At 64.2% G+C, this 15,140-nt stretch carries 12 protein-coding genes; 11 read left to right on the top strand and 1 reads right to left on the bottom strand.

Going from position 1 to position 15,140, the window contains the following annotated elements:
• Window positions 1-35 precede the first annotated feature (35 nt).
• From AQ619_RS17125 to AQ619_RS17110, 4 genes are read left to right on the top strand one after another with little or no spacing between them, the layout of a single operon-like run.
• Entirely contained in the window at window positions 36-1,430 is a 1,395-nt protein-coding gene (locus AQ619_RS17125) for a DUF2142 domain-containing protein (RefSeq protein WP_062150526.1), read from the top strand.
• Window positions 1,427-2,110 (top strand): hypothetical protein, encoded by a 684-nt coding sequence (locus AQ619_RS17120; protein WP_062150523.1) that lies wholly within the window; start codon window positions 1,427-1,429, stop codon window positions 2,108-2,110. Before AQ619_RS17125 ends, AQ619_RS17120 begins: the two co-directional genes overlap by 4 nt.
• Window positions 2,110-3,129, top strand: coding sequence for a glycosyltransferase family 2 protein (locus AQ619_RS17115; RefSeq protein ID WP_062150520.1), 1,020 nt, complete (start codon window positions 2,110-2,112; stop codon window positions 3,127-3,129). Before AQ619_RS17120 ends, AQ619_RS17115 begins: the two co-directional genes overlap by 1 nt.
• A 3-nt stretch (window positions 3,130-3,132) precedes the next feature.
• Window positions 3,133-3,495 (top strand): DMT family transporter, encoded by a 363-nt coding sequence (locus AQ619_RS17110; RefSeq protein ID WP_062150518.1) that lies wholly within the window; start codon window positions 3,133-3,135, stop codon window positions 3,493-3,495.
• A gap of 54 nt (window positions 3,496-3,549) precedes the next feature.
• Here AQ619_RS17110 and AQ619_RS17105 read toward each other — a convergent pair whose 3' ends face one another.
• On the bottom strand, window positions 3,550-3,792 hold the full coding sequence (locus AQ619_RS17105) for a DUF6471 domain-containing protein (RefSeq protein ID WP_062150515.1): 243 nt from the start codon (window positions 3,790-3,792) through the stop codon (window positions 3,550-3,552).
• A 198-nt stretch (window positions 3,793-3,990) separates the two neighbouring features.
• Here AQ619_RS17105 and AQ619_RS17100 point away from each other — a divergent pair, with 198 nt between their 5' ends.
• The 7 genes from AQ619_RS17100 to AQ619_RS17070 all read left to right on the top strand — a co-directional run bounded on the left by AQ619_RS17100 (window position 3,991) and on the right by AQ619_RS17070 (window position 15,121).
• Complete coding sequence (locus AQ619_RS17100; protein WP_236849501.1) at window positions 3,991-5,727, top strand: type I secretion system permease/ATPase; 1,737 nt, start codon at window positions 3,991-3,993, stop codon at window positions 5,725-5,727.
• Complete coding sequence (locus tag AQ619_RS17095; protein ID WP_236849500.1) at window positions 5,724-7,106, top strand: HlyD family type I secretion periplasmic adaptor subunit; 1,383 nt, start codon at window positions 5,724-5,726, stop codon at window positions 7,104-7,106. Before AQ619_RS17100 ends, AQ619_RS17095 begins: the two co-directional genes overlap by 4 nt.
• Before the next feature lie 6 nt (window positions 7,107-7,112).
• The gene (locus tag AQ619_RS17090) at window positions 7,113-7,871 is read left to right on the top strand and encodes a sulfotransferase family protein (protein ID WP_062150509.1); all 759 of its coding nucleotides are present in this window, start codon (window positions 7,113-7,115) and stop codon (window positions 7,869-7,871) included.
• Between the two features lie 297 nt (window positions 7,872-8,168).
• Entirely contained in the window at window positions 8,169-9,641 is a 1,473-nt protein-coding gene (locus AQ619_RS17085) for a calcium-binding protein (protein WP_062150506.1), read from the top strand.
• Window positions 9,642-9,736: 95 nt separating this feature from the next.
• Window positions 9,737-11,416, top strand: a complete 1,680-nt coding sequence (locus tag AQ619_RS17080) for a glycosyltransferase family 4 protein (protein ID WP_062150503.1) — start codon at window positions 9,737-9,739, stop codon at window positions 11,414-11,416.
• Window positions 11,417-11,759: 343 nt separating this feature from the next.
• On the top strand, window positions 11,760-13,229 hold the full coding sequence (locus AQ619_RS17075) for a calcium-binding protein (protein ID WP_062150500.1): 1,470 nt from the start codon (window positions 11,760-11,762) through the stop codon (window positions 13,227-13,229).
• Between the two features lie 410 nt (window positions 13,230-13,639).
• Window positions 13,640-15,121, top strand: a complete 1,482-nt coding sequence (locus AQ619_RS17070; RefSeq protein ID WP_062150497.1) for a calcium-binding protein — start codon at window positions 13,640-13,642, stop codon at window positions 15,119-15,121.
• Window positions 15,122-15,140 lie beyond the last annotated feature (19 nt).

The raw sequence follows: 15,140 nt of genomic DNA, 5'->3' as shown, positions 1-15,140 counted from the left end.
CCTTAAAAGCCGGTGCGACAAGGGGCGTCTTTACCATGGCAAGACTGGGCTTCACTCTGACCGCGTCGCAGGTCGTTCGCGGCGTCTTGATCGCCGGCCTGCTCTTGATGCTGGGCGCGAGCCTGCCGGGACATCTTTCCTACGATTCCCTGGCCCAGCTCGCTGAAGGCCGCACCGGTGAGCGTACCACCTGGGGCCCGGCGATGTTTGCGTGGCTGCTGGGCGTGTTCGATGCCGTGGTTCCGGGAACCGGGCTCTATGTCATTGCCAGTGCCGCCCTGTTGTTCTTCAGCCTGTCGGCCCTGCGCGCCACCCGCCCTCAGGTGTCCTGGTGGGCGGTTCCCATGACCGTTCTGCTGGTTCTTTCGCCCATGGTGCTGATCTATCAGGCCATTGTCTGGAAGGACGTGCTGTTCGCCAATCTGGCCATCGCCGGCTTTGTCTGTCTGGCGCGCGCCCCGGCCCTGTGGGACCGTCCGGGTCCGCGCTGGCTGGCGCTGGGTGGTGCCATGCTGGCCCTGGCCACTGCCGCGCTCGTGCGCCAGAACGGCCTTGTGGTTGTCCTGCTGGCGGCGGTGACCCTGGGTGCAATCCGTTGGCGCGAAGGCTGGCGCGACGCCGTTCGCTGGGGACTGGGCGGCCTCCTGGCCACCCTGGTGCTGATGCAGTTGCTGGGCGCGGTCGCCCAACCCAAGAGCGACGGCCCGGGCAAGTCCGCCAATGTCGGGGTTCGGATTCTTCAGCACTATGACATTGTCGGCGCTGTCGCCCGCGACCCTGGCTATCCGCTGAGCCATATCCAGGCGGCCAACCCCGCCGCTGCGGCGGCCATTCGCAGTGGGGTTGCGGTCTATTCCCCGCAGCGGGTCGATTTCTTCGACAAGGATCCGGCCCTGGGCCAGGCGCTGTGGCAAACGCCCAAGGAGGCCGTCCAGGCGGAATGGCGGGAGCTGATCACCCGTCACCCCGGGGCCTATATGGCCCAGCGGGGCCAGGTGTTTCGCTGGCTGTTTCTGACCCCGGAGCTTGAAGCGTGTCTGCCGGAATTTGTGGGTGTCAGCGGTCCGGAGCCTTTGGTTACAGGTCTGAAGCTGACCAATGCCATTGATCCGGCCGACTGGTCCCTGCACAACTACGCCACCTATTTTTACAGCACGCCGGTGTTCTCGCACCTGGCCTATGCGCTGATCGCCCTGGGCGTTGCAGGCTTCCTGCTCTGGCGGCGCAGCCCGGAGGACCTGGCGATCGCCGGCCTGTTGCTCGGGGCCCTGGCTTTCACCGCCAGCTTCTTTGTCATCTCGATCGCCTGCGACTACCGCTATCTCTATTTCCTCGATATCGCGGCCCTGACTGGGCTGTTCTATCTCGTCCTCGACCCCTCGCTGCGTCGCGCCGATGCCGAGGCTGACCTTCGGAGTGATGCCGCGTGACCCTGCGATCGACCCTTTTTCTGGCCGCGGCCGCGGCATGTCTGGTTGTTTCCGCCTGTGACAAGCCCAAGGGCACACCTGCCGAGCCTGTCGCCGCAGCCCCCGTTGCCGAGGCCGCGCGCCCGGCCCCCGTTCGCCCGGCAGAACCCGTCAAATGGGATGAGGCGAGCGGCCGTTTCCAGGTTGACGGATCGGCCCTGGATACGGCCCACCTCTGGCGCTTCGACGGCTCCACCGAAGGTTTCGTCTCGGCAGCCGCCCGGGTCGAGCCTGCCAAGGGCGGTGGTCTGCGGGTGGTCGAGCAGGCGATCGACGCCATTGTGCGATCGCCGCAGAATCTGGCGATCGACGGGAGCCGCTACAACGGCGTCCTGGTCCGGCTGACCCGCGAGAAGGAAGCGGCCAAGTGGGATGGCTCGCTGTTCTTCACGACCTCTGCTCACGGCGAGACTGCTGCGTTCTTCGGCAAGCCTCTGCGCGGCGCTGACCCTGTCGCGGGCGAGACCACGATCATGGTCTATGACATGTCCAAGCTCCGCAAGGGCGGCGGCGACTGGACGGCCTCGACGATCAATGGCCTGCGCCTTGATCTTGATGACGCCCCCGGCGGCCAGTTCGTCATCCATCAGATCGCTGTGGTTGCCCTGCCGGCGTCCGCGACCCTGCGACCGCCTCAGTAATGGCGGCCAAGTCCTCGATAGTGCGCCGGCCGGACCATGGGCCGTCACCGGTCAGGATCGCGGCGATCCTGCCCTGCTACCGTTCCGGGGCCCACGTTCTGGAGGTGATCGCGGCGATCGGGCCAGAGGTCGAGGCCATCATCTGCGTCGATGATGCCTGCCCCGACGGCGTGGGAGACCTGATCGAAGCCAAGGCCACAGATCCCCGGGTCGTCGTTCTGCGCCATGCCGTCAACCAGGGCGTCGGCGGGGCGGTCTGTACGGGCTATGCCCATGCCCTGGCCATGGGTGCCGACGTCTTTGTGAAGATCGACAGCGATGGCCAGATGGACCCGTCCGAGATCGCCGTCCTCGTGGACCCGATCGCGCGCGGCGATGCCGACTATGCCAAGGGCAACCGCTTCTACAATATCGAAGACCTGCAGGGCATGCCGGCCCTTCGCCTGTTCGGCAATGCCGGCCTGTCCTTCCTGACCAAGCTGTCGACCGGTTACTGGAGCGTGTTTGATCCGACCAACGGCTATACCGCCGTGCATGCGCGCATGATCGAGCGCGTCAGGCTGGACAAGGTCGCCAAGCGCTATTTCTTCGAGTCCGACTTGCTGTTTCGCCTCGGCACCCTGCGGGCCCGGGTGGCGGACGTGCCGATGGCCGCCATCTATGGCGACGAGGTCAGCCAGATGAATGTCGGCAAGATCGTCCTGCCCTTCCTGGCCTCGAACATCGCCAATTTCTTCAAGCGACTGTTCTACACCTATCTGCTGCGCAACTTTTCCGTCGCGTCCCTGTACCTGCTGATCGGCGTGCCCCTGACCCTGTTCGGACTGGTGTTCGGCGCCGGTCGCTGGATCGAGGCAGTGTCCGATGCCCGCCCGGCGACGTCCGGCCAGGTGATGTTCGCGGCGCTGCCGATCCTGATCGGGGTCCAGATGGTGCTCAACTTCATCGCTTATGATGTTGAGAACGAACCTCGCACGACGGTGTGGCCCTTGCTGCGGCCCAAGAAGCGCGGGGCCTAGGCCATGACGCTGTCCCTGAAGGACTTCATCCTGTGTCTGGCCTTTTCGGTGACCCTGCCGATCGGTCAGATCCTGTTCAAGGTCGCTGCCAACCACAGCCGCTCGATCACGGGCGGGGTCATTGCCAAGGTCGTGCTCAATCCGCCCTTGATCGGGGCCTTTGCCTGGTACGGCCTGACCGCCCTGTTCTGGTTCTACATTCTGACGCGGATCCCGCTCAGCACGGCCTATCCGTTCTCCATCCTGGGATCGGCCCTGGTGCCCCTGCTGGCCTGGGCCCTGTTTCGCGAGCAGGTGACTCTGCAGGCGGTGGCGGGCTTCGCTGTCATGCTGCTGGGCTTCTTCATGATCGTCCGCGCCCGCTAGAGCCCTTTCCGACCTGATGGCCTCATCAGGACAGGACAGGCTGGGCCCCAGCTCTCAATGATCGGCCGGCCCCAGCCGCACACTGTCACAGCCCATGGCCATCAGGCATTCGAACAGGAAAGCGGCGGTGAACGATCCGCGGCTGATCTTGTTGCGCAGATTGGCCTCGCTCTCGGTGACACCCCGTTCCGCCAGAAGCCGTGCCAGGTCAGCATAGGTCAGGTTGCGCCGCTTGAGTTCGGCCTTGAGCACGCCCTTGACCTGATCGGTCGATTTGACTGTTCGGGTTGCAACCATTTGCGCAACATACATCATCATATGTGATACGAAAACCCTTGACATGATTGAACCTGCGGATCATGTCTCGCCCGCTCGTCAGGACCGCCGTCCGACGGGGCGGGGTTCGCCGTCCAGCGTCATCTGTGCAGATGACGCCCCAGGCGCGACGGGGCTCACGGCGGGGATGAACCAGCGGCCGCTATGAAACGACCAAACTTGAAGATTGAAACCAACAGTCTGCTGAACCGCGCCTTGCGGGAAGGCCGCGGTCCGCTCCTAGCCGCCGCGGCGTTCACCTTGGTCTCCAGCGCGCTCTACATGGCTCTGCCGTTGTACACCAACCAGGTCTATGGGCGGGTTCTGATCAGCCAGAGCATACCGACGCTCTTCGTCCTGACGGCGGGCGTCCTCTTTGTCTTCGCCGTCTCCTCGGTGATCGATTTCTTCCGCGCCCGGGTCCTGGTCAATTTCGGCTCTGCCTTCGATCAGAGGGTCTCGGGCCAGGTGTTCGCCGCCCTGTTTGATGGCATCAGCCGCCGCGAGCGTGCGATGTCGTCTCAGGCCCTGCGGGACCTGGACGTTTTCCGTCAGGCCATGGGGGGCGCGCCGATGCTGGCGCTGTTCGACCTGCCGACGGTCCCGCTGTTCATGGTGGTCCTGTTCATCATCGATCCCTGGATCGGTGGAGTCACCCTGCTCGGTGGTATTGTCCTGCTGATCCTCGTCGTCATTCAGGACCAGGCGAGCAGCGTCCCGCTCAAGGAGGCCAATGACGCCGCCCTGCGGAGCTACAGCTTCACCGATGCCGGCCTGCGCAACAGTGAGGTGGTGCGGGCCATGGGCATGCTGCCCAGCATCGGGGCCATCTGGTTCCGGTTCCGTCGCGACGCCATGAAACAGAGCGTCGTGGCCAGCGATCAGGCCGGCATCTGGTCCAACGCCATCAAGTTCGTCCGCATGGCGATCCAGGTGCTGATCGTGGCGCTCGGGGCCCTGCTGACCCTTGAACACAAGATCGGGCCCGGCCTGCTGTTCGCCAACATGATCCTGTCGGCCCGGGCCCTGGCACCGATTGATCGGGCGGTCGGGGCCTGGTCGGGCTTCATCAACGCAGGACAGGCCTATGAGCGTCTGACCGCCCTGCTGAACAGCTATCAGGCGCCGGATCCCGCCACCAGCCTGCCGGCCCCGACGGGCCGGCTCTCCGTCGAGGGCGTTACCCTTACAACGCCCGATGGCTCGCGGATGTTGTTGCGCAATGTTGTCTTCTCGATCCAGCCTGGAGAAACCCTCGGCATCATCGGTCCCTCCGGGGCCGGCAAGTCGACCCTGGCGAGGCTGCTGGTCGGGATCTGGAAGCCATCAGGCGGAACGGTGCGCCTCGACGGTGCCGACGTCTTCGCCTGGGAGCGCGGTGCCTTTGGCGAGCATGTGGGCTATCTGCCCCAGGACACCGAGCTGTTCGCTGGTAGCGTGCGCGCCAATATCGCCCGCTTCTCGACCCGCGTGACCGACGAAGAGGTCGTCGAGGCAGCCAAGATGGCGGCCGTTCATGACCTGATCCTGCGCCTGCCCAAGGGCTATGACACGGATCTTGGCCAGGAGGGCGTGGTCCTGTCCGTCGGCCAGAGGCAGCGGGTGGGCCTGGCCCGCGCCCTGTTGCGCAATCCGCGCCTGGTTGTTCTGGACGAGCCCAATGCCAATCTCGACGCCCTGGGCGAGGCGGCGCTGATGGCCGCGCTGGAAACCCTCAAGGCGCGCGGCGCGACCGTGGTCATGGTTTCGCACAAGCCGGCCGTGTTCAAGACGGCGGACAAGATGCTGGTTCTGCAGGAGGGCATGGTCGAGATGTTTGGTCCGCGCGACGCCGTGCTGGCCAAGCTGGCAGCCAATAACAAGCCTGCCGGCGTCACGGCGCCCCCCGCCGCCAAGTCAATCGAGGCCAAGTCGTGAGCAATTTCCTCAAGCTCCTGCGCCGCCCGCTGGCGGAAGACGCCCCGCCCCTGCTCGGCGGCCCCGAGGTCCCCCAGTCAGAAGCTGACCGTCAGAATGTCCGTGCGCCCATCATCGCCGGAAGTCTGGTGATTGGTTTCCTTGTGCTCGGCCTGGCGCTCTGGGCCTCGGTATCCTCGATCTCGGGCGGCGTCATCGCTCCGGGCCAGGTACGGGTCGAGAGCAATCGCAAGCAGCTCAAGAGCCGTGACGTGGGCGTGGTGCGCGGCATCTATGTTCGTGACGGCGACAAGGTGAAGGCCACGCAGGTCCTGCTGAAGTTCGACGACACCGTCGCCCGGGCCCAGGTCTCCATTCTGGAAAGCCAGTACTTCTCCATGCTGGCCCAGAAGGCCCGCAGCGATGCGGAATCCCTGGGCCGGCAGAGCTTCGTGTTCCCGGCCGAGCTGCGGGACAAGGCGAAGACCGACCCGGCCGTGGCGACCCTGATGCGCAACGAGGAGTTTCTGTTCCGGTCGCGGCTGGAGGCCCTGAAGGGCCAGGCCGACATTATGCAACAGCGCATGATTCAGCTGCGCGAGCGCCAGAGCGGCATCCAGATCCAGATCGATTCCATCGAGGACCAGGCCCGGCTGAGCCGCGAGGAACTGCAAGGCTACCAGACCCTCTATGAGAAGGGCTACGCGCCCAAGACCCTGCTGCTGCGCCTGCAGAGAGCGTTGGCCCAGTCCGACGGCCAGCGGGGCGCCCTGGTGTCGGAGAAGACCCGCACCCAGGAACAGATCGGCGAAACCAAGCTGCAGATGGATGCCCTCTATCAGGCGCGCGCCAGCGAAGCGGCCGAGAACAAGCGCAAGGCCGATGCGGTCCTGGCTGACCTCAGTCCCCGTCTCGGCGCGGCCCGGGAATCCCTGGCGGCCACCGTCATTCGGGCACCTGTTGACGGGGTCGTGTTGAACCTGACCCAGCACACGCTGGGCGGCGTTGCAGGGGCGGGAGAGGTACTGCTCGACATCGTGCCCCAGAACGCGCCCCTCGTCGTTCTGGCCATGGTCAGGCCGTCGGACATCGACGAGGTCCGGGTCGGCATGAAGGCCCAGGTCGATCTGGCCGCCTACAGCGCCACGAAGGTTCCCAAGGCCGAGGCCTCGGTGATCAATGTCTCGGCGGATGCCCTCACCAATGCCACCACCGGCGAGAGCTATTTCATCGCCGAACTCAAGATTGATCCGGCTGAGTTCCGGCGCATGCCCAAGGGCGTGCGGCTCTATCCGGGCATGCCGGCCAATGTGATGATCATCACCGGCAAGCGGACGGTGATGTCCTATCTCCTGGGTCCGATCGGCGACATCATAGACCACGCCATGCGGGAGTCCTGAGGGGCCATGCCGGACCGGTCCGTCGCCTTTCTGATCGCGGGCGTCCAGAAGGGCGGCACCACGGCCCTGTTCGACTATCTGGTCGAGCATCCGTCTCTGGATCTGCCGGGGATCAAGGAGGCCCACTTCTTTGATGACGAGCGCGGCATCGACTGGTCGGCACCGGACTATGGCCGCTACCACGCCCTGTTCACGCGGCCGGCCCCGGCCGTGCGGGGCGAGGCGACGCCGATCTATCTCTACTGGCCCAACTGCCTGGAGCGGATCGCTGCCTATAATCCGCAGATGAAGCTGGTCCTGCTGTTTCGCGACCCGATCGAGCGGGCCTGGTCGCACTGGCGGATGGAGTATGGTCGCGGGGCCGAGACCCACGCCTTCGCCTGGTGCATCCGAGAGGGGCGCGACCGCGTGCACGCCGATCCCGCCACGCCCGGTTTCCATCGTGAGTACAGCTATGTCGAGCGCGGGTTTTACGGGGCCCAGCTCGAGCGCCTCTACGGGATCTTTCCCAAATCCCAGACCCTGCTGCTGTCCTCGGAAGACCTCGCGACCCGTCCAGACCTTACCCTGGCCCGGGTGACGGATTTTCTGGGCGTCCCGCGATTCTCAGCCCCGATTGCGGCCCGCAGGTCACATGTCGGACGAGAAATGAGCGCCTCAGACCATCCGACAGCGGAAGACGTTGCTCTTTTGCAGAGCATTTATGCGGCCGATCAGCGGCTTTTTGCTGATCTCTCCGGCTTCCCGGTGGCGGGTTCAACCTGAACGATTCGTCCGCCCTGCTATGGTCTGGGTGCGGAGCACCGCGACGCGGCCCTTGCAGGCGCTTGTTTTTGTTGCAAATTTATCACCGGTTAGCCCGACGTTAAAACCGGCGGGGACGGCGTGTTTCGACTGTTGCGCAAATTCCGTGGATTGGATAACTATAGCGCGGGCTTGTTTGACCTTGGTCGTCACCCTCGGGGGAACGATTAGGTACGGCTAAGGAACGCAGGTTCTCCACCTCCGTGGTGGGGGCGCAGGCGGTCTTGCGGCCCATTGACACGATTTTGGAGAACAAGAATGACTGCCTACGTTTTTGAAACCATCACCGATACGCAAGCCGCTGGCTTCGTGAACGGCACCGACACCCTGACCTTCGCTGATCAGGCCGCTACCGCTGCGGGCGTCACCTACACCCTGACCGACGCCACTCCGACCACGACGGCCAAGATCATCGTGAGCTACGGCACCCGTACGGTGACCTTCGAATCGACCGCCCTGAGCGAAATCACGTTCTCGGACGGCTCGAAGTTCGACATCGGTTCGGGCACCAACGTCACGGGCACCGCCTTCGCTGACGCCCTGTACCTGACCGGCGCTGGCACGGTTGACGGCGGCAACGGCAACGACCGCATCAGCGGCTCGACCGGCGCTGACAGCGTCATCGGCGGCAACGGCAACGACGTCATCACCGGCGGCGCTGACGCTGACACCTTGGCCGGCGACAACGGCAACGACCTGATCAACGGCGATTCGGGCGCTGACACCCTCTCGGGCGGCAACGGCATCGACACCATCAACGGTGGCACCGGCGCTGACGTCATCACCGACGGCGACGGCACTGCCGCTGCCGACGTGTTCAACGGCGGCAACGACGCTGACTCGATCACCGGCGGTCTCGGCAACGACACCATCAACGGCGACAACGGCAACGACACCCTCGTCGCCGGCGCTGGCACCGACACCCTGTTCGGCGGCTTCGGCAACGACACCGTCATCCTGAACTCGGCCGGCAGCTGGGCCCAGGGCAACCAGGGCAACGACATCATCAACGGTGATGCTGGCCTCGACACCATCTATGGTGGCCAGGACAACGACACCATCGTTGGCGGTGGCGGCAATGACTTTATCCAGGGCAACATGGGTAATGACATCCTGAACGGCGACGGTGGCAACGACACCATCCGTGGCGGTCAGGGCAACGACGTCATCAACGACTCGGCCGGTAACGAGCTGATCTTCGGTGACCTCGGCGACGACACCATCAACTCCGGCGCTGGCAATGACAATGTCGACGGCGGCGACGGTTCTGACTCGATCGTCGGTGGCGACGGCAACGACACCCTCGCGGGCGGCGCTGGCGACGACTACATCACCGGTGGCCTCGGCCAGGACAACATGACCGGTGGTACCGGCGCTGACGTGTTCATCTTCAGCCCGTCGACCGATGCCACGATCGCTGATGCCGGCAACTCGGTGTCGGACATCATCACCGGCTTCACCTCGGACGACGCCATGGACTTCGGTCTGGCTGGTGCGACTTCGAACTACTTCGAAGACACCGCCGCCAGCTACACGGCCGCTCTGGCTCTGGCGAACGCCAAGTTCGCTGCTGACCTGGTGGTCCAGTTCGTGGCCGTCCAAGTCGGCACCGACGTCTACGTGTTCGTTGACTCGCAGACCGCCGGCACGACCACCGACAACGTCGTCGTCCTGCAGGGTTCGACCCTGGCGGACGTCTCGGCCGCCTCGTTCGTGTCGCTCGCCGTCTAAGACGACTGCAACGAACTAAGATTGTGGGGCCATCCTTCGGGATGGCCCCCTTTTTTTTGTCCCAATAGCGGGAGCGATCCGGTAGGACGGAATTCATGTCAAACGCCGTCCTCTATCTGAACCCCGAAGCCTTCGACACATCCTCCAAGACCCTGATGGGCCGCCATGCCGCGGGCGAGAGCTTCCTGCGCGGCTATCTGCGGCATGCGGATGTCGACGCCTACCACTTCTGGAACGTGGCCGACCGCCCACCCAAGGACCTGCAGGCCTTCGTCAATCTGGTCGAGCCGATCCGCAAGCCGACCACCATGATCCACAGCAACAACCGCACCGCGCTCGGAACGGTGGGCGTGGTCAATTTCGCCGCGCCACGCCTGGCGCTCGAATCCTGGGCCCGTCGTCCGCTCGGTGACAGCGCCTATGCGATCTGCGGCATTACCCACACCACAGCCAGCGACCAGGTCATGGACATGATCGGCAATATGCTGATCGCGCCGGTCAAGCCCTGGGACGCCCTGATCTGTACCTCACGCGCTGTCAGAGCCGCCGTCGAGACCCAGTTCGAGGCCACCGCCGCCTATCTGGCCGATGTCCATGGGGCAACCCATGTACCCCGGCCGCGCCTGGAAACCATTCCGCTGGGCGTCAATGTCTCCGACTTCATCACCACCCCGGCCCAGAAGGCCGAATGGCGACAGAAACTGGCCATCCCGGACGATACGGTGGTCTGTCTCTATGTCGGGCGCTTCAGCCCTGCCGGCAAGATGAACCCGATCCCCATGGGCCTGGCGCTGGAACGTGCCGCCGCCCTGTCCGGTAAGAAGATCGCCTGGGTCGTGGCCGGCTGGGCCGGAAGCGATATCGCCACCGAAAACTATCACAAGGCTAGCCGCGAAGCCTGCCCCAGTATCCAGTACATCCCGCTCGACGGCCGCTTGCCGGACGTGCGGTTCTCGATCTGGGCCGTGGGTGACTTCTTCCTGTCCCTATCGGACAATGTACAGGAAACCTTCGGCCTCACACCGGTCGAGGCCATGGCCGCGGGCATCCCCAATGTGGTGTCCGACTGGGACGGCTATCGCGATACGGTGCGTCACGGCATCGATGGCTTCCGCATTGCCACCTACGCGCCGGGCCCGGGCAAGGGCGAGGACATGGCCTATCGCTATGCCAATCAGTGGATGCGCTATGACGCCTATGTCGGCGCCGCAAGCCAGACCACGGTCGTCGATGTCGAGGAGGCCGCTCGCGCCATCGCCACCCTGGTCGACGATCCCGAACTGCGCCGCAAGATGGGGGCCAATGCCCGCGAGCGCGCCGTCAAGGACTTCGACTGGGCGACGGTGATCAAGTCCTACCAGACCCTGTGGGGCGAGATGAACAGCCGGCGTCTGGCGGAACGGACGCCGCTGAACCGTCCGCGCAACGTGCCCAACAACCCCTGGCGCCTGGACCCCTTCACCCTGTTTGCCTCCTACCCGACCGAGTATCTTTCGCCGTCCAGCATGGTGCGACTGAATCCGGGCGTGACCTGGGACGCGGTGAGGCTGATGGTTCATGAGCCCATGGCCCGGATCGGTGCCAGCGTCCTGCCGACAGAGCAGGACCTGAAGGCCCTGGTCGATGCCCTGTCCGCCGTGCGCCAGTGCAGTGTGGGCGAGCTCACCAAACCCCATCCGCCGATCCGCAGCACACTGCTCGAGCGCGGCATTCTCTGGCTGGCCAAGTACGGGTTCGCGACGATAATCGGGCGCTCGAATACTATTCCGGCCTGATCCCGACCCTTCCAAAGTCTTACAGAAACGAAAACAGCCGGGCTGAAACAGAAAAACTGTTCAGCCCGGCCGGAGACACTCAGCCACGCTGGAGAACAAGGCCGACGGATCCTGTTCCCATGTTTCGCCGCCTGCTGAAAGTCAAAAATACGAAAATTGATGCGCTGCAGCGAGGTATGGTTGCAGTCTCTAAACCAAACGGATATCGGTAGCCTGGGCAAAACTTGACCGGGGGCATCGCTCCAAGAGCAAGTTCTAGTTTCGACCCGGGAACAAGGCTCTCCACCAAACCGGTGCGAGGGCCGCGTGCTTGTGGCCAGCGATCTTAACTTTGGAGCTTTTGATGACTGCGTACGTTTTTGAAACCATCACCGACGCGCAAGCCGCAGGCTTCGTGGGCGGCACCGACACCCTGACCTTCGCCAACCAGGCCGCGACGGCTGCTGGCGTGACCTACACCCTCACGGACGCCACGCCGACCGCGACCGCCAAGATCATTGTGGCCTATGGCACCCGTTCGGTGACGTTCGAATCGTCGGCCCTGAGCGAAATCACGTTCTCGGACGGCTCGAAGTTCGACATCGGTTCGGGCACCAACGTTACGGGCACCGCCTTCGCCGACGCCCTGTACCTGACCGGCGCTGGCACGGTTGACGGCGGCAACGGCAACGACCGCATCAGCGGCTCGACCGGCGCTGACAGCGTCATCGGCGGCAACGGCAACGACGTCATCACCGGCGGCACTGACACAGACACCCTGGCTGGCGACAACGGTAACGACCTGATCAACGGCGACGCTGGCGCTGATACCCTCTCGGGCGGCAACGGCACCGACACCATCAATGGTGGCACCGGCGCTGACGTCATCACCGACGGCGACGGCACCGGCGCTGCTGACGTGTTCAACGGCGGCAACGACAACGACACCATCACCGGTGGTCTCGGCAACGACACCCTCAGTGGCGACAACGGCAACGACTCCCTCGTCGCCGGCGCTGGTACTGACACCCTGTTCGGCGGTTTCGGCAACGACACCCTCATCCTGAACGCTGCCGGCAGCTGGGCCCAGGGCAACCAGGGCAATGACACCGTCACCGGCGACGCTGGCAATGACACTGTTTATGGCGGCCAGGACAACGACACGGTCTCCGGTGGCGACGGCAATGACTTCATCCAGGGCAACCTGGGCAATGACACCCTGAACGGCGACTTTGGCAACGACACCATCCGCGGCGGTCAGGGCAATGACGTCATCTCCGGTGGCGACGACAATGACCTGCTGTTCGGCGACCTGGGCAATGACACCCTGTTGGGCGGCAATCAGAACGACAGCCTGGACGGCGGCGACGGTAACGACAGCCTCTCGGGCGGTTCGGGCAACGACACCATCTTGGGTGGCGCAGGCAACGACACCCTCGCCGCCGGTCAGGGCAAGGACGTCCTGAATGGCGGTACCGGTGCCGATCTGTTCGTGTTTGCCACGAACGAATCGACCATCGCCAACGCCGGCAACTCGCAGTCGGACGTCATCATCGGCTTCACCTCCGAGGATACGATCGCGATCGACGTGGAAGGCGCTGCCTCGAACTACTTCGAAACGACCGCCGACACCTATACGGCCGCCCTGGCCGTGGCGAACGGCAAGTTCGCTGCGGATCTGGTCGTGCAGTACGTGGCTGTCCAGGTCGGGTCGGACGTCTATGTGTTCGTGGACTCGGCCACCCTCGGCACGAGCACGGACAACGTCATCGTCCTGCAGGGCTCGACCCTGAACGACGTGTCGGCCGCGTCCTTCGTGGCCTCGGCCGGCTAAGCCTCGCCTCACAGGCTGAAGATTGCGGGGCCATCCTTCGGGGTGGCCCCCTTTTTTTGTCCAGTCGCCGAGGGCCCGGGCGGGGGACACTACCCCAGGGGCCGACCCACAAAGTTTTCGGCCATCGCAGCCTGACCAGAGTGAAACCGCCTCTTCGGAGGCCAGGGCCGAAAGACTATGCCCCAGGATTAGGCGCCGCCCAGACAGCAGAGGGCGAAACTTATCACTGTTCAGCGACTCCCGGTTGCGCCCGTCCAGCCGGCCGGATAGCACCAACAGAGGCGGTATGGCCGAGGCCCACCGCCAACGAGAACAAGCCTTAAGGTTCGGCCACGCAAAGCGGGCCTTGTACCCATCGGGTCCGAGGGACGGCGGCCTTGTGGCTGATGATTTCGATTCTGGAGTGTTAGATGACTGCCTACGTTTTTGAGACCATTACCGACAGCCAGGCCGCAGGCTTCGTGAATGGCACCGACAGCCTGACCTTTGCTGATCAGGCGGCTACCGCATCAGCCGTCACCTTCACCCTGACCGAAGCCACGCCGACCACGATCGCCAAGATCACGGTGACCTTTGGCGCACGCTCAGTGACCTTTGCGTCTACCGGCACCAACCGTCTGGATGTCATCAGCTTCTCCGACGGCTCCAAGTTCCAGGTCGGTTCAGGCACGATCAATGGCACCGGTTTCGCCGACGCAATCTTTCTGACCGGTCCTGCCACGGTCAACGGCGGCAACGGCTCCGACCGTATCAGCGGTTCAACCCTGGCCGACTTCCTCAGGGGCGATAATGGCAACGACGCCATCGCCGGCGGCAACGGCAACGACACCCTGTGGGGCGGCAACGGCAATGACATCATCAATGGTGATGTTGGGGACGATAATCTGAGCGGGGCCAATGGCCAGGACACCATCTATGCCGGCACCGGTGCCGATACCATCGGCGAGTATGAGGGCGAAGACCAGGCAGGCGACGACCTTCTCTATGGCGGCGACGGCGACGACACCATCACCTCAGGCGGAGGCAATGACACCCTCTATGGCGACAACGGCAATGATACGCTGACGTCCTATGCCGGCATCCACACCATTTTCGGTGGCTATGGAAACGACACCATCGCGCTGAGTTCTGACGGCGGCTGGGCCCAGGGCAACCAGGGCAATGACACCATTACCGGTGAGGAGGGTCAGGACACCCTCTATGGCGGCCAGGACAATGACACCATCGTCGGTGCCGGCGGCAATGACTTCGTCCAGGGCAATCTCGGCAATGACGTCCTGAACGGCGATGCGGGCAATGACACCCTCCGTGGAGGTCAGGGCAATGACACCCTCAACGACTCGGAAGGTAACGACCTGATCTTCGGTGATCTGGGCAATGACACCATCAATGCCGGCATTGGTGCCGACACTGTCGACGGTGGCGACGGCAATGACCTCGTTGTTGGTGGTGACGGCAACGACACCCTCGCGGGCGGTGCCGGCGACGACTATATTACCGGTGGCCTGGGTCGCGACGTCATGACCGGTGGTGCCGGCGCGGACGTGTTCATCTTCAGCCCCTCGACCGATGCCACGATCGCTGATGCCGACAACTCGGTGTCGGACATCATCACCGGCTTCACGGCGGACGACGCCATGGACTTCGGCCTGCCGGGTGCGACCTCGAACTACTTCGAAGACACAGCCGCCAGCTACACGGCCGCTCTGGCCCTGGCCAATGCCAGGTTCGCTGCGGACCTGGTGGTTCGGTTCGTCGCGGTTCAGGTCGGTTCGGACGTCTATGTGTTCGTCGACTCGCAAACCGTTGGTACCACCACGGACAATGTCGTCATTCTGCAGGGTTCGACCCTGGCGGACGTCTCGGCCGCCTCGTTCGTTTCGGGCGACTGATCTGGGGGCAGGCGCCGAA

It is taken from the genome of Caulobacter henricii (assembly GCF_001414055.1).
In the GTDB taxonomy this organism is placed as follows: Bacteria; Pseudomonadota; Alphaproteobacteria; order Caulobacterales; family Caulobacteraceae; genus Caulobacter; species Caulobacter henricii.
Note: the sequence above shows the minus strand (reverse complement) of the source record. Positions and strands in the feature narration are given on the sequence as shown.

Coding starts and splice junctions, on each gene's coding strand:
- AQ619_RS17105 (WP_062150515.1), bottom strand. CDS start 3,792: ATGGTTGCAACCCGAACAGTCAAATCGACCGATCAGGTCAAGGGCGTG.
- AQ619_RS17080 (WP_062150503.1), top strand. CDS start 9,737: ATGTCAAACGCCGTCCTCTATCTGAACCCCGAAGCCTTCGACACATCC.
- AQ619_RS17090 (WP_062150509.1), top strand. CDS start 7,113: ATGCCGGACCGGTCCGTCGCCTTTCTGATCGCGGGCGTCCAGAAGGGC.
- AQ619_RS17070 (WP_062150497.1), top strand. CDS start 13,640: ATGACTGCCTACGTTTTTGAGACCATTACCGACAGCCAGGCCGCAGGC.
- AQ619_RS17125 (WP_062150526.1), top strand. CDS start 36: ATGGCAAGACTGGGCTTCACTCTGACCGCGTCGCAGGTCGTTCGCGGC.
- AQ619_RS17115 (WP_062150520.1), top strand. CDS start 2,110: ATGGCGGCCAAGTCCTCGATAGTGCGCCGGCCGGACCATGGGCCGTCA.
- AQ619_RS17085 (WP_062150506.1), top strand. CDS start 8,169: ATGACTGCCTACGTTTTTGAAACCATCACCGATACGCAAGCCGCTGGC.
- AQ619_RS17075 (WP_062150500.1), top strand. CDS start 11,760: ATGACTGCGTACGTTTTTGAAACCATCACCGACGCGCAAGCCGCAGGC.
- AQ619_RS17110 (WP_062150518.1), top strand. CDS start 3,133: ATGACGCTGTCCCTGAAGGACTTCATCCTGTGTCTGGCCTTTTCGGTG.